The sequence below is a fragment of the Streptomyces sichuanensis genome (genome assembly GCF_020328095.1).
GTDB classification, from domain to species: Bacteria; Actinomycetota; Actinomycetes; order Streptomycetales; family Streptomycetaceae; genus Streptomyces; species Streptomyces cinnamoneus.
This window is the reverse complement of sequence record NZ_JAIXMK010000150.1, coordinates 1-13,515: the sequence shown is the minus strand read 5'-3', so window position 1 is coordinate 13,515 and position 13,515 is coordinate 1. Positions and strand designations below refer to the sequence as shown.

General features: G+C 72.9%; 10 protein-coding genes and 1 pseudogene. 8 read left to right on the top strand and 3 right to left on the bottom strand.

The window, feature by feature from the left end; all coding sequences use genetic code 11:
* The 4 genes and pseudogenes from LE181_RS28770 to LE181_RS28755 all read left to right on the top strand — a co-directional run.
* Positions 1–2,268, top strand: a pseudogene (locus LE181_RS28770) (hypothetical protein); the annotation flags it as partial.
* The gene (locus LE181_RS28765; protein WP_225664441.1) at positions 2,265–2,603 is read left to right on the top strand and encodes a hypothetical protein; all 339 of its coding nucleotides are present in this window, start codon (positions 2,265–2,267) and stop codon (positions 2,601–2,603) included. The pseudogene LE181_RS28770 and the gene LE181_RS28765, both read left to right, overlap by 4 nt.
* Positions 2,604–2,811: 208 nt before the next feature.
* Positions 2,812–3,630, top strand: coding sequence for a polysaccharide deacetylase family protein (locus LE181_RS28760; protein ID WP_225664440.1), 819 nt, complete (start codon positions 2,812–2,814; stop codon positions 3,628–3,630).
* Positions 3,627–4,862, top strand: coding sequence for a YncE family protein (locus LE181_RS28755; protein WP_225664439.1), 1,236 nt, complete (start codon positions 3,627–3,629; stop codon positions 4,860–4,862). The genes LE181_RS28760 and LE181_RS28755 overlap by 4 nt, the downstream gene beginning before the upstream one ends.
* Before the next feature lie 24 nt (positions 4,863–4,886).
* Here the strand turns inward: LE181_RS28755 and LE181_RS28750 are convergent, their stop codons facing one another.
* Positions 4,887–6,545, bottom strand: coding sequence for an AbeC-like domain-containing protein (locus LE181_RS28750; protein WP_225664438.1), 1,659 nt, complete (start codon positions 6,543–6,545; stop codon positions 4,887–4,889).
* A gap of 165 nt (positions 6,546–6,710) precedes the next feature.
* Positions 6,711–8,918 carry an elongation factor G-like protein EF-G2 gene (locus tag LE181_RS28745; RefSeq protein WP_225664437.1) on the bottom strand — a complete coding sequence of 736 codons (2,208 nt, stop codon included), beginning with the start codon at positions 8,916–8,918 and terminating at the stop codon, positions 6,711–6,713.
* A 253-nt stretch (positions 8,919–9,171) separates the two neighbouring features.
* On the opposite strand from LE181_RS28745, the gene pgsA reads away from it, so the two are divergent.
* From pgsA to LE181_RS28730, 3 genes are read left to right on the top strand one after another with little or no spacing between them, the layout of a single operon-like run.
* Positions 9,172–9,834 (top strand): phosphatidylinositol phosphate synthase, encoded by a 663-nt coding sequence (gene pgsA / locus LE181_RS28740; RefSeq protein ID WP_225664436.1) that lies wholly within the window; start codon positions 9,172–9,174, stop codon positions 9,832–9,834.
* Positions 9,831–10,766, top strand: a complete 936-nt coding sequence (locus LE181_RS28735) for a phosphatidylinositol mannoside acyltransferase (protein ID WP_225664435.1) — start codon at positions 9,831–9,833, stop codon at positions 10,764–10,766. Before pgsA ends, LE181_RS28735 begins: the two co-directional genes overlap by 4 nt.
* Positions 10,763–11,923: a glycosyltransferase family 4 protein gene (locus tag LE181_RS28730; RefSeq protein ID WP_225664434.1), complete on the top strand. Its 1,161-nt coding sequence runs from the start codon at positions 10,763–10,765 to the stop codon at positions 11,921–11,923. The genes LE181_RS28735 and LE181_RS28730 overlap by 4 nt, the downstream gene beginning before the upstream one ends.
* 113 nt (positions 11,924–12,036) lie before the next feature.
* On the opposite strand, the gene LE181_RS28725 is transcribed toward LE181_RS28730, so the two are convergent.
* Positions 12,037–12,783, bottom strand: a complete 747-nt coding sequence (locus LE181_RS28725; protein ID WP_225664433.1) for a VC0807 family protein — start codon at positions 12,781–12,783, stop codon at positions 12,037–12,039.
* Positions 12,784–12,967: 184 nt separating this feature from the next.
* On the opposite strand from LE181_RS28725, the gene LE181_RS28720 reads away from it, so the two are divergent.
* Entirely contained in the window at positions 12,968–13,510 is a 543-nt protein-coding gene (locus LE181_RS28720) for a LemA family protein (protein ID WP_225664432.1), read from the top strand.
* Positions 13,511–13,515: the final 5 nt, after the last annotated feature.

The following is a 13,515-nucleotide window of genomic DNA, read 5'->3' as shown; positions in this document are numbered from 1 at the left end:
CTGGCCGAGGCGGCCGGGGCGCAGTCGGCGCGGGCACGGCAGGCCGCCGCGTCGGCGCACCGGCACGCGCGGGAGGCCACGCGTGCCGCGGGTGCTGCCGAATCCCTGGCGCGGGAGGCCGCGAGCGCGGCCTACGCGGCGCGGGACGCGGCCAACTCGGCTGCCGAGCACGCCGAGAAGGCGGCGGACGAGGCCGAACGGGCCGCGAAGTACGCCGGTGACGCGATGAAGGCGGCGAGCGAGTCCACCGCTCACGCCGAGGCCGCCAAGAAGGCGGCCGACGCCGCGTCCGCCGCCGTCGACAAGGCCCGCGACGTGCACAAGCTGGCGGGCAAGGTCGAGGCCGAGGAGCTGAAGGCCCGTACGGCGGCCGCGATCGAGGAGGCCAGGGACCTCAAGGCCGACGACGAGGACCGCAAGGCCGTCTCCGCCCGTGCCGTGAAGGACGCGAAGGACCTCGACGACCAGGCCGCGCGCCTCGCCGCCGAGGCAGCGAAGCCGGGCGCGGACACCAAGGACGTCGCCGCCAAGGGCCGCAAGGTGGCCCTCGCGGCCATGAAGGTCCGTGGCCCGTGGAGCCGTTCGGCTGCCGAGGCCGCTCTCGCCGGGACGGACGACGAGGTCCGGGCGTACGTGCAGGCGGGCTGGAACGAGGCCGCCCAGCTGGACGAGCGGGCCCGCGTCGAGGCGCTGGCCGACCAGGCCGACTCGGAGCCGGTGCGCAAGGCCGCGGAGGAGGCCCTCAAGGGCGACGCCGCCAAGGTCGCTGAATTCCTGCGCACGGGTCAGCACCAGGCGGCGGCGAACGACTACCGCATCCGCGTGGTCCAGATCGCCAACGGCAGTGACCGTCAGATCCAGCAGGCGGCCCAGGCCGCGCTGAAGGACGGCTCGACCGACAAGCTCCGCGCGTTCCTCAACGAGGGGCAGTACGCCGCCCGGGAGTCCGACGAGCGTGTACGGGCCGTGCAGCTGTTCACCAGCGGCGGCGCCGAGACCAAGGCCGCGGCCCAGGTGGCCCTGGAGGGGCCGGCCGCGCTGCTGCACGGCTTCGTCCAGGCGGGGCAGTACAAGGCGGCCCGCAAGGACCAGCTGACGGCCACGCACGTGGCCGAGGTGCAGCGCATCATCGCCGAGGCCGCCGGTGTCGCGGCGACCGCACAGCAGGACGCCGCCGAGGCCGCCCGCGTCGCGGCCGTCGCCCGCAAGGCGGCGAGCGAGGCGGACACCTACGCCAAGCAGGCGAAGGAGTCGGCCGACAAGGCCAAGGACTACGCGAACCAGGCCAGGACGTCGGCCCAGCAGGCCGAGACGTCGGCGGCCGAGGCCGCCAAGTCGGCGAAGACCGCCCGCGAGGCCGCCGCGTCGGCCCGCCGGGACGCCCGGGACGCCGACGACTCCGCCCGCCGCGCCGGGGCCTCGGCCCAGTGGGCGCGGTCGTCCGCCGACGAGGCGTACTCCGCCTCCAGCGCGGCGCGTGCCTCGGCCGTTGCGGCGGGCAAGGACGCCACGGCCGCCGGCACGGCGGCGAAGGAAGCCTTCGCCGTCGCGGTCGCCAAGCAGCGCGCGGAGGACGAGCAGCGCCGCCGCGACGAGGAGGCCCGCAGGCAGCGGATCGAGCAGGCCAAGAAGGAGCAGGCCCGCCGGGAGGCCGAGGAGAAGAAGAAGGCCGGCAGGTGGGGCTGGCTCCGCGAGGGCGGCCACTTCCTGCTCGACGTCGCGGGTGCCGTGCCCGGCCTGGGCACGGTGACCAACGGCATCAACTGCGCCTGGTACGGGGCGGAAGGCGATTACGTCAACGCCGGCATGTCCTGCCTCGCCGCCATCCCCATCGCGGGTGAGGGGGCGACCGCGGCCAAGCTCGCCAAGTGGGGCGAGAAGGGCGTCAGTTACGTCAAGGGCAGCAAGCTCGGCAAGGCGTGCAAGAGGCCGGGGCTGAAGCGCGGCGTCGCGCGCCGGGCGTCGTTCGCGATGTTCGGCTGGGACGACGACGTCTGCAACGTTCCGCTGAACCTGATCCACAACGAGAAGAGCTTCAGCAAGAGCTCGTTGGATTACTGGGGCAAGAAGGACACGGACGAGATCGTGCACTCCCTGCGGCCGGGCGCCGATGAGGCGCTGCGGGTGCACCCGAACGGGGACGTGGCGAACGGGAACACGCGGCTCAAGGTGCTGCAGGACCGCGGCTACGATATCCATTCCCTGCCGCGTGAACGTCATGGCGGAAGAATCATGAGCGACGAGGATTTCTGGGACATACCCCAATGAGCGTTCAGGATGAAGTCCGGTCGGCCCTCGAATCGCCTCTCCGTGAGACGTTCCTGCAGGCCCTCGGGAGCCGGCTCGGGTTCTCCGCCCGGCTGATCTTCACGGAGGGCAGCCCGGAGGGCCTGGAGCAGGCGCGGGCCTGCAACGAGATGATGATCGTCATCTGGGCCCAGTTCTCGGGCTCCGGGGAGGTCCCGGGGGAGGGGTACCCGAACGACGTGTTCCTCCCGGTCCTCCGCGAGAAGGCCGATGCCGGCGGTGCCCGGCACCACCTGCGCGACGCCGTCGAGGGAGCCCTGCACTTCCTCGGCCACCTGCAGGCCCCCGAGGCGTAGCCGGACAGCCGGACACCTCGATGCGCAGCCCCACCGGGATCCTTCCCGGTGGGGCTGCGTGCGTCAGCAGGGCCTCTGGCGGGGCGTCGGCCGGGGCCGTTACGGTCATAACGCGACCGGACCCGGCTGACCTCAATCGAAGAGGACACGACCCTGTCGAAAACGGGCAAATCACACAAATTCTTTTTAAAGAAGCTCTAATAGGACGGTGACCTTTCTTCACCGCCGCACCGTCCTGCGCGTCGTCGCGGGCGGCGCCCTGGCCGGGGCCGCCGGGGCCGCCGCCGCGGGCTGCGACGGGGAGCGGCCGGCCAGGGGTGTCCGGCCGTCGCGGCCGCAGCGCACACCGTCGCCGACGGGCTCGCCCCGTGGTGCGGGCGTACCGCCGGGGCCACCGTTGCTGCTGCCGGGACTGCCCCCGGGGTTGCCGGCCCAGATCGACCACGGCCCGCGCCGGGGCCGGGCGGTGGCGCTCACCTTCCACGGCCGCGGCGACGCGAAGTCGGCCACCGCCGCGCTGGCGGAAGCGGAACGGGCCGGGGCCCGGGTCACGGTGCTCGCCGTGGGCGACTGGCTCGACGCCGAGCCGCGGATGGCGCGCCGCGTGCTCGACGGCGGGCACGAACTGGGCAACCACACCATGCGGCACCTGAGCATCTGTTCGATGCCGGAGAAGGCCGCCTACGCCGAGATCACCGAGTGCGCCGACCGGCTGCGCAGGCTCACGGGCGGCATCGGCCGCTGGTTCCGGCCCTCCCGCGCGCAGCGGGCGACCGATCTGGTGGTGCGGCTGGCGCGCAAGGCGGGGTACCCGCACGTCCTGTCGTACGACGTGGACTCCCTCGACTTCACCGACCCGGGGGCCGAGGCGGTCCGGCGTGCCGTGCTGAACGCGGTGCGGCCCGGGTCGGTGGTGAGTCTGCACTTCGGGCACGCCGGCACGGTGGCCGCGTTGCCCGCGATCCTCGACGGCCTGCACCGCCGCGGCCTGCGCGCGGTGACGACAACGGAGCTGCTGACCCGATGACCCAGTCCTCGCATCACCGCCCCCGTCCGCGTACTCCCTTCCGCTCGCGTGGCGTGCGTTCGGCCGCTGCGCTGTTCGCGGCCGTGTGTGCCCTGCTGGCCGCTTCCGGCTGCGGCAGCGGGAAGGACGAGGAGGCGGGCGCGCGGCAGCCGCCGCAACAGGGCTCGCACAGTCAGGGTGCGGCGCGGGGTGCCGTCCCGCAGGGGCTGCCGGGGATGCCGCCGCTGCTGGATCCGAACGACCTGTACGCCGCCGACCGGCCCAACGCGCTGTCGCCGGTGGTGAAGGACTTCCCCTCGCGGGTGTACGTCCCCAACACGGAGTCGGACACGGTCAGCGTCATCGACCCGCAGACGTACAAGGTCATCGAGACGATCCCGGTGGGCAGCCAGCCGCAGCACGTCGTCCCGTCCTGGGACCTGAAGACGCTGTGGGTCAACAACGACCGCGGCCACACGCTCACCCCCATCGACCCGGCCACCGGCAAGGCGGGCAAGACGGTGGACGTGCACGACCCGTACAACCTCTACTTCACCCCGGACGGCAAGTACGCGGTGGTGATGGCGTCGATGGACCGGGAGCTGGTCTTCCGGGACGCCCACACGATGAAACGGGTCAAGACCGAGCACGTGAACTGTCTGGGCGTCAATCACGCCGACTTCTCGCCGGACGGGCGGTACTTCATCGTCAGCTGCGAGTTCTCCGGAGAGCTGCTGAAGGTCGACACGGCGCAGATGAAGGTGATCGGCCAGCAGAAGCTGCCGTTCGACGGGGCGATGCCGCAGGACGTGAAGATCGCCTCGGACGGCAGGACCTGGTACGTGGCCGACATGATCGCCGACGGGGTGTGGGTGCTCGACGGGGACAAGTTCGGTGAGCCGTGGCTGATGCCCACCGGCAAGGGCGCGCACGGCCTGTACGTGAGCCGCGATTCGAAGTCGATGTACATCTCCAACCGGGGCGAGGGCTCGATCTCGGTGCTGGACCTGCCCAGCCGCAAGCTGGTGAAGAAGTGGGAGCTGCCGGACGGCGGGAGCCCGGACATGGGCGGGGTGTCGGCGGACGGCAAGGTGCTGTGGCTGTCGGGGCGTTACAACAGCGAGGTGTATGCGATCGACACCGAGGACGGGCACCAGATCGCCCGGATCAAGGTGGGCGACGGGCCGCACGGCCTGGCGGTCTATCCGCAGCCGGGACGGTACTCGCTGGGCCACACCGGCATCTTCCGGTGAGGCCCGGCGAGGGGACGGGCCCGCTCAGGCGTCGTAGACGTCGACCCGGGCGGGCTTGACGTCCTGGACCGCGGCGCTGAGGGCGTTGGCGCGGCTGCCGAAGCGGTCGGTGTCGACGCCGTGCTCGGCCAGGACGCGCAGCGTGGCCTCGTGCACGACGCGCAGCACGGGCGTGGCGGCGCGCAGGGCGTCGTCGGCCATGAAGCGGTGGCGCCAGGGCTTGTCGGCCCAGGCGTGCCGCAGGCCGAAGGGCTCGGGCAGGACGAGCTTGCCGCCCCAGTACTCCAGGAGCGGCGGGTACCAGGTGAGGGGGGCGCGGGCGGCGAGCCGTACGACTTCCCTCGGCTCGACGACGGGAAGGGTGCGGGTGTAGGTCTCCCAGAACTTCAGGCCCTTCTTGAAGGTCCGGGTGCGGTTCTTGGGCTTGCCGTTGAAGACGGCGTGCGTGGGGCCGAGGGCGTGGCCGGTGACCTCGATGCGCAGCGTCTTGTGCAGGACGGTGACGTTGATGAGGAGGTTGATGACGAGCTGGCCGTCCCACAGGACGAACTGCACGCCGAGGTAGTGGCGGTCGCCGCTGCCGAAGTGCTGCTTGTCGCAGATCTCCTGGAGCTTGGCGCCCCTTATCTGGTACGCGGCCGTGTCGGTGCCGCCGGGGCGGGAGACGGCGCCGGCGCCCTCGCCGATGGGGGAGACGACCCAGTGCTCGACGTGCGGCGCGGTGAGGCCGCCGGCGTTGATCGGGGTGCGCTCCAGCAGCTTGAGCTGGTCGTGGACGGCCCGGACGATGTCCCAGCTGCGGAAGGGATTGATGTCCTGGCCGGGGGTGCGGGGGACGAGGTCCTCGGCCAGCTGCCAGCTGCCCCAGCGGGTGCCCATGCCGAGTATGCCCTTGGGGCCGGCGTAGAAGACGAGGTTGCTCTGCTGCTCGGCGGAGACCCGGGCCAGGCTCTGGCGCAGCTGCTCGGCGGCGCTCTCGCCGGGAGTCTGGGGGACGGTCTCGGGGATCTTGGCGCTGACGGCATTGCCGTCGAGCAGGCCGGTCCAGCGGTCGCGGAGGTCCTTCGCGGTGCGCTCGCAGATGCTGCGGGCGAGGAAGCCGCCGATGAGCGGGGCGACGACCATGGCGCGGAGGTAGAGGCCGAGGAAGCCGTTGAGCGGGGCCTTGACCATGAAGACCACGACGATGAGGGCGAGCAGCCCCAGCAGGGCGGAGCCGAGTGCTCCGACGCGTTTGTTCTGGGCGCCGGCGAGGCTGCGGCGGAGCTGGAAGGCGCCGAGCCACAGCAGGGCGCCGGGCAGGAAGAGCAGTCCGAAGACCGCCATGATCAGGGTGAGCCGGGCGTCGCGCTGCTTGCGGATGCGGGACGCGGCCAGGCAGTGCTCGACGATGACCTGCGGTTCGAGGCCGAAGGACTGGATGAGGGGCTTGCGGCCGCCGCCGAGCATCCGGGTCTGCACGGCGCGGGCGAACGCCTCGCCGAGGTTGGGCTCGAAGAGGGAGATGCGGGGTTTCTTGACCTCGGAGGTGGCCCAGTCGGAGTTGGCCTTGAGCAGTTCGTCGACCGGGCCGTCCCGGTAGGCCGCCGAGGCCAGGGCCAAGGTGGCCGCGGTCTGGCCGGCGCCGCCGGAAACCGGGATCTGTGCGCCCGGGCTGAAGTCGTACCCGTCCCCTGCTGCCACTGCTGCCCCCAATGCCGTACGCGTCCGGTGCGCCGGCCTGCTCCCGACTACCGCCCATGGCGTGCGTCATGGGCCGCGTGCTCAGCGTAATGGGACGGGGGCCGTCTGTCGTGGGAGATCGGAAAGCCGCCCGCTCCTTGTGAGTTGAAGCGGGCGGCTTGCGAACTATGCCCCGTTCTCCGTCTGTTCGCGAATGCGCTCCGCCAGCTGCGGGGGCATCGGCTCGTGCCGTGCGTAGGAACGGCTGAACCGTCCGGTGCCGTGCGACAGCGAGCGCAGGTCCACCGCGTAGCGGCCGATCTCGATCTCCGGCACCTCGGCGCGGACCAGGGTGCGGCCGGCCCCGGACTGCTCGGTGCCCACGACGCGGCCGCGCCGGCCGGACAGGTCGCTCATGACCGGGCCCACGTACTCGTCGGAGACGAGGACCTGGACCTCGGCGACCGGTTCGAGGAGATGGATGCGGCTCTCGGCGGCGGCCTCGCGCAGGGCGAGGGCGCCGGCGGTCTGGAAGGCCGCGTCCGAGGAGTCCACCGAGTGCGCCTTGCCGTCGACGAGGGTCACCCGGACGTCGACCAGCGGATAGCCGGCGGCGACGCCGCGGGCGGCCTGGGCGCGCACGCCCTTCTCCACCGAGGGGATGAACTGGCGGGGGACCGCGCCGCCCACGACCTTGTCGACGAACTCGATACCGGAGCCGCCGGGCAGCGGCTCGACCTCGATCTCGCAGATGGCGTACTGGCCGTGCCCGCCGGACTGCTTGACGTGCCGGCCGCGGCCGGCCGCCCGCGTGCCGAAGGTCTCGCGCAGCGACACCTTGTGCGGCACCACGTCGACCTGGACGCCGTAGCGGGTGCGCAGCCGCTCCAGGGCCACCTCCCGGTGGGCCTCGCCCAGACACCACAGGACCACCTGGTGGGTGTGCTGGTTGTGCTCCAGCCGCATGGTGGGATCCTCGGCGACCAGCCGGGCCAGGCCCTGGGAGAGCTTGTCCTCGTCCGCCTTGCTGTGCGCCTGGATGGCGACGGGCAGCAGCGGGTCGGGCATGAGCCAGGGCTCCATCAGCAGCGGGTCCGAGCGGCCGGAGAGGGTGTCGCCGGTCTCGGCGCGGACGAGCTTGGCGACGCAGGCGATGTCGCCGGCGATGGCCTGGTTCAGCTGCCGCTGGTGCTTGCCGAACGGCGAGGAGAGGGCGCCGACGCGCTCGTCGACGTCGTGGCTCTCGTGGCCGCGGTCCTCCAGGCCGTGGCCGGAGACGTGCACCGTCTCGTCCGGGCGCAGGGTGCCGGAGAAGATGCGGACCAGGGAGATCCGGCCGACGTAGGGGTCGGAGGCGGTCTTGATCACTTCGGCGGCCAGCGGGCCGGCCGGGTCGCAGGCCAGCTCCGGGCGCGGGGCGCCGTCGGGGGTGGTGACGGCGGGGGCCGTGCGCTCGGGCGGGGTCGGGAAACCACCGGTGATCAGTTCGAGCAGCTCGACGGTGCCCAGGCCCTGCTGGGCACCGTCCGTGGCCGGCGCGGCGGCCAGGACGGGGTGGAAGCGGCCGCGGGCCACGGCCTGCTCCAGATCCTCGATCAGGGTCTTGACATCGATTTCCTCACCGCCGAGATAGCGGTCCATGAGGGTCTCGTCCTCGCTCTCGGCGATGATCCCCTCGATGAGCCGGTTGCGGGCCTCCTCGATCAGAGGCAGGTGGTCCGGGCCGGGCGCGGCCTCGGTCCGGGTGCCGGAGGAGTAGTCGAAGACGCGCTGGGTGAGCAGCCCGATGAGGCCGGCCACGGGGCGGTGGCCGTCGGGTCCCTCCGCCCCGTGCAGGGGCAGGTAGAGGGGGAGCACGCCGTCGGGGGAGTCGCCGCCGAAGGCGGTGCGGCAGGTCTCGGTCATCTCCTCGAAGTCCGCGCGGGCGGCCTCCAGGTGCGTCACCACGATCGCGCGGGGCATGCCGACCGCCGCGCACTCCTCCCACAGCATGCGGGTCGGCCCGGCGATGCCCTCGGCGCCCTCGGCGGCCGAGACGACGAAGAGGGCCGCGTCCGCTGCCCGCAGACCGGCCCTCAGCTCGCCGACGAAGTCGGCGTAGCCGGGTGTGTCCAGCAGATTGACCTTGATGCCGGCCCATTCGACGGGCACCAGGGACAGCTGGACCGAGCGTTGCTGTCGGTGTTCGATCTCGTCGTAGTCGGACAGGGCCGCGCCGTCCTCGACCCGGCCCGCCCGGTTGATCGCGCCCGTGGCCAGGGCCAGGGCCTCGACCAGCGTCGTCTTGCCGGAGCCACTGTGGCCGACCAGCACCACGTTGCGGATGTTGCCCGGCCGGTCGGCCGCCACTGCTCTGCCCGCGGCCCCTGGGTGTGTACTCGTCTTCTCGCCCATGTGTCTCGCCTCCCGGTCGACACCTGCGGTCCTTCGAGCTTTCCACCGTGGTCACGCTGCGTCCATACGTCGCACACGCGCGCGCAACCGCCCGCCCCCCGAGTGAGCCCGCCGCGGCGCCTGCCGCGCGCACGTGACCTGCGCCATGGGCCGGGGGAGCGACGTCTGCGCAGCGGGCCCCGGCGGCCTGGCTACGATGGGCCAGCCGGTGGCCCTTCCGCCATCCGGCCCGCCACGACCCTCCGGGAAGGCCATGCTGAACAAGTACGCGCGTGCGTTCTTCACGCGTGTTCTCACGCCGTTCGCCGCCCTGCTCATCCGCCTGGGCGTCAGCCCCGACGCGGTGACCCTCATCGGGACCGGTGGTGTGGTGGCGGGAGCACTGGTCTTCTACCCCCAGGGAGAGTTCTTCTGGGGCACCATCACCATCACCCTCTTCGTCTTCTCCGACCTCGTCGACGGCAACATGGCCCGCCAGCTCGGCCGCTCCAGCCGCTGGGGCGCCTTCCTGGACTCGACGCTGGACCGGGTCGCGGATTCGGCCATCTTCGGCGGGCTCGCGCTGTGGTACGCGGGCGGCGGCTCCGACAACCTGCTGTGCGGCGTGGCGATCTTCTGCCTCGCCAGCGGCCAGGTCGTGTCGTACACCAAGGCGCGCGGCGAGAGCATCGGCCTGCCGGTGAACGTCAACGGCCTGGTCGAGCGGGCCGAGCGACTGGTGATCTCCCTGGTGGCCTGCGGCCTCTCCGGACTGCACAAGTTCGGCGTGCCGCACATCGACGTCCTGCTGCCGATCGCCCTGTGGATCGTGGCCGTGGGCAGCCTCGTCACCCTGATCCAGCGGATGGTCACCGTGCGCCGGGAATCCGCCGAGGCCGACGCCGCGCTGGCCGCCGGCGGGAGCGACGCCGCGTGAGGGAGCGGCTGACGGACGCGCTGTACGGGCTCGGCTGGGGCACGGTCAAGCGGCTCCCCGAGCCCGTGGCCACGAGGCTGGGCCGGGGCATCGCCGACGCCGCCTGGAAGCGACGCGGCAAGGGGGTGCTGCGTCTGGAGGCCAATCTCGCCCGGGTCGTGCCCGATGCCTCCCCGGCCCGGCTGGCCGAGCTCTCCCGGGCGGGCATGCGCTCCTACATGCGCTACTGGATGGAATCCTTCCGGCTGCCCGTCTGGAGCCGGGACCGTATCCGCACCGGCTTCGCCCCCGAGGGCCTGCACCACCTGCAGGAGGCCCTGGCGAGCGGGCGCGGCGTGGTGATCGCCCTGCCCCACATGGGCAACTACGACCTGGCCGGCGCCTGGGTCACCGCCCGGCTCGGGGTGCCCTTCACCACCGTCGCCGAGCGCCTCAAGCCGGAGACGCTCTACGACCGCTTCGTGGCCTACCGCGAGGGCCTGGGCATGGAGGTCCTGCCGCACGCCGGCGGCAGCGCCTTCGGCACGCTCGCCCGCCGCCTGCGCTCGGGCGGGCTGGTCTGCCTGGTGGCCGACCGCGACCTGTCCTCGTCGGGCATGGAGGTCTCCTTCTTCGGCGAGGCGGCCAAGATGCCCGCCGGGCCCGCCATGCTCGCCGTGCAGACCGGTGCCGTCCTGCTGCCGGTCACCCTCTGGTACGACCGCTCGCCGGTGATGCGCGGCCGGATACACGCCCCCGTCGAGGTGCCGGAGGGCGGGACCCGGGCGGAGAAGGCCGCGGCCATGACCCAGCAGGTGGCCGACGCCTTCGCCGCGGGCATCGCCGAGCACCCGCAGGACTGGCACATGCTGCAGCGGCTGTGGCTCGCCGACCTCGAACCCCGGCCGAGCCGGCCCCGCCCATCCGAGAGCTCCGGAACGGAGAAGCCGTGAGGATCGGGATCGTCTGCCCCTATTCATGGGACGTCCCCGGGGGCGTCCAGTTCCACATCCGGGACCTGGCCGAGCACCTGATCCGGCTGGGTCACGAGGTGTCGGTGCTGGCCCCGGCCGACGACGAGACGCCGCTGCCGCCGTTCGTCGTCTCCGCCGGGCGGGCCGTGCCCGTCCCCTACAACGGCTCGGTCGCGCGCCTGAACTTCGGCTTCCTCTCCGCCGCCCGCGTGCGCCGCTGGCTGCACGAGGGCGACTTCGACGTCATCCACATCCACGAGCCCACCTCCCCCTCGCTGGGTCTGCTGTCCTGCTGGGCCGCCCAGGGCCCCATCGTGGCGACCTTCCACACCTCCAACCCGCGCTCCCGGGCGATGATCGCGGCCTATCCGATCCTCCAGCCCGCCCTGGAGAAGATCAGCGCCCGCATCGCCGTGAGCGAGTACGCCCGCCGCACCCTGGTCGAGCACCTGGGCGGCGACGCGGTCGTCATCCCCAACGGCGTCGACGTCGGCTTCTTCGCCGCCGCCGAGCCCCGGCCCGAGTGGCAGGGCGGCACCATCGGCTTCATCGGCCGCATCGACGAGCCCCGCAAGGGCCTGCCCGTCCTCATGAACGCCCTGCCGAGGATCCTCGCCGAACGCCCCGGCACCCGGCTCCTCGTCGCCGGCCGCGGCGACGAGGAGGAGGCCGTCGCCGGCCTGCCCCCCGAGATGCGCGGCAACGTCGAGTTCCTCGGCATGATCAGCGACGAGGACAAGGCCCGCCTGCTGCGCAGCGTCGACGTCTACGTCGCGCCCAACACCGGCGGCGAGTCCTTCGGCATCATCCTCGTCGAGGCCCTGTCGGCCGGCGCGCCCGTCCTCGCCAGCGACCTGGACGCCTTCACGCAGGTCCTCGACCAGGGCGCGGCCGGTGAGCTGTTCGCCAACGAGGACGCCGACGCCCTCGCCGCCGCGGCCGTCCGGCTCCTGGGCGACGCCGGGCGCCGCGCGGAGCTCAGCGAGCGCGGCAGCCGCCACGTGCGCCGCTTCGACTGGTCCGTGGTCGGCGCAGACATCCTGGCCGTCTACGAAACGGTCACCGCCGGCGCGGCCTCGGTCGCCGCCGACGAGCGCACCGGCCTGCGCGCCCGCTTCGGCCTCGCCCGCGACTGAGCCCTGGACCGACCTCGGCCGACCTCGGCCGACCCCGGACCGACCCCGGCCGATGGTGGTCGAGGCTCGCGCCAGGATCGGCCGGCCCCCCTGCCGACGGTGGTCGGCCCGGGTCAGCCGGCTGCGGTCCGGGCCCCGAACAGGGCTATGCCGTGCTGCGCCCGGAACCGGCGGCTGCGCCGCACCGTGATCACGGCGACCGCCGCAAGCAGCCCGTACGACAGGAACCTGCCCGTCACGGGCACCGCGTCGACGGGCAGCACCAGGGCCGCGACCGTGCTGAGGAAGGCGTCGAGCAACTGGAAGCAGCCCCACAGCACCGTCAGCCCGCGCAGTGCCTCGCGGAACTCCGGCCGGTCGCGCCAGGCGCGCTCGGCCTCGGCCGCCGCGGCCGGCCCCCGCAGTCGGCTGCCGAAGTGGAACGTGAACGGCCGTGAGAGGAACAGCGTGGCCAATATCCACGCCCCCAGCAGCGCCGGGAGCCCCGCGTCCTTCAGCAGCAGCACCCGGGGATTCCCGCTGATCAGCGACGTCACCGCCGAGACGGCGAGCAGCGCGACCACGAACAGGTCGAAGAACTCGGCCCGCCGGCGCACCACCGCGTTGGCCAGCGCATGCGCCGCCGGTATGGCGCCGCTGAACAGCAGCGCCTGCCACTGGGCGACGTCCTGCGCCCGCAGCGCGTAGTAGAGCAGCATCGGCAGGACGATGGTGACGGCCAGAGGCATCAGGAGCGCCCGCGCGGGGCGCGATCCCTGCCCCGCCGCGGTCGCCTGCGGCGCGGGCGGCGTGGTCGTGTCCGTGGTCGTGGTCGCGTCCGTGTGCGTGGGCGCGTCCGAGTGTGGTGCCGAGGTGTCCATGAGGTGCCTCCTGCAGTGCCCGGTCGGGCAGTCCGGCGTCCTGCATCGACACTAGGGACCCGGTGGGTGGAGACGGATCGGAGCCAGGGTCGAATGTGCGGCGGCCCCTCTCCACCTCCTCTCCACCCCTGGGTGGAGCCCGCGGCGCGGAACGGCCCCTCGCCGAGCGGTAACGTGACCCGGCGTGACCACTTTGATCTGGATCGCGGCCGCCCTGGTCGTCATCGGCGTCTACCTGAGCTGGACCGCGGGCCGCCTGGACCGGCTGCACAGCCGCATCGACGCCGCGCGCGCCGCCCTGGACGCCCAGCTGCTGCGGCGGGCCTCGGTCGCCCAGGAGCTCGCCACCGCCGGGGTCCTCGATCCGGCCGCCTCGATCGTGCTCTACCAGGCCGCGCACGCCGCCCGCCAGGCGGAGGAGGAGCACCGCGAGGTCGCCGAGAGCGAGCTGAGCCAGGCGCTGCGGGCGGTCTTCGCCGAGGCCCCGCAGGTCGAGGCGGTGCGGGAGGCGCCGGGCGGTGAGGAGTCGCTGGGGGAGCTCACCCAGGCCGTGCGCCGGGTGCCGATGGCGCGGCGGTTCCACAACGACGCGGTCCGGGCCGCCCGGGCGCTGCGCCGCCACCGCAAGGTGCGCTGGTTCCGCCTCGCCGGTCACGCCCCGTTCCCGATGGCCTTCGAGATGGACGACGAACCGCCCGCGGTCCTCGCCGACCGGACCGGCCACTGACCCCA

What these genes read in the sequence shown, in the direction of transcription:
- LE181_RS28765 (WP_225664441.1), top strand. Translation starts at nt 2,265, where the DNA reads ATGAGCGTTCAGGATGAAGTCCGGTCGGCCCTCGAATCGCCTCTCCGT.
- LE181_RS28755 (WP_225664439.1), top strand. Translation starts at nt 3,627, where the DNA reads ATGACCCAGTCCTCGCATCACCGCCCCCGTCCGCGTACTCCCTTCCGC.
- LE181_RS28745 (WP_225664437.1), bottom strand. Translation starts at nt 8,918, where the DNA reads ATGGGCGAGAAGACGAGTACACACCCAGGGGCCGCGGGCAGAGCAGTG.
- pgsA (WP_225664436.1), top strand. Translation starts at nt 9,172, where the DNA reads ATGCTGAACAAGTACGCGCGTGCGTTCTTCACGCGTGTTCTCACGCCG.
- LE181_RS28725 (WP_225664433.1), bottom strand. Translation starts at nt 12,783, where the DNA reads ATGGACACCTCGGCACCACACTCGGACGCGCCCACGCACACGGACGCG.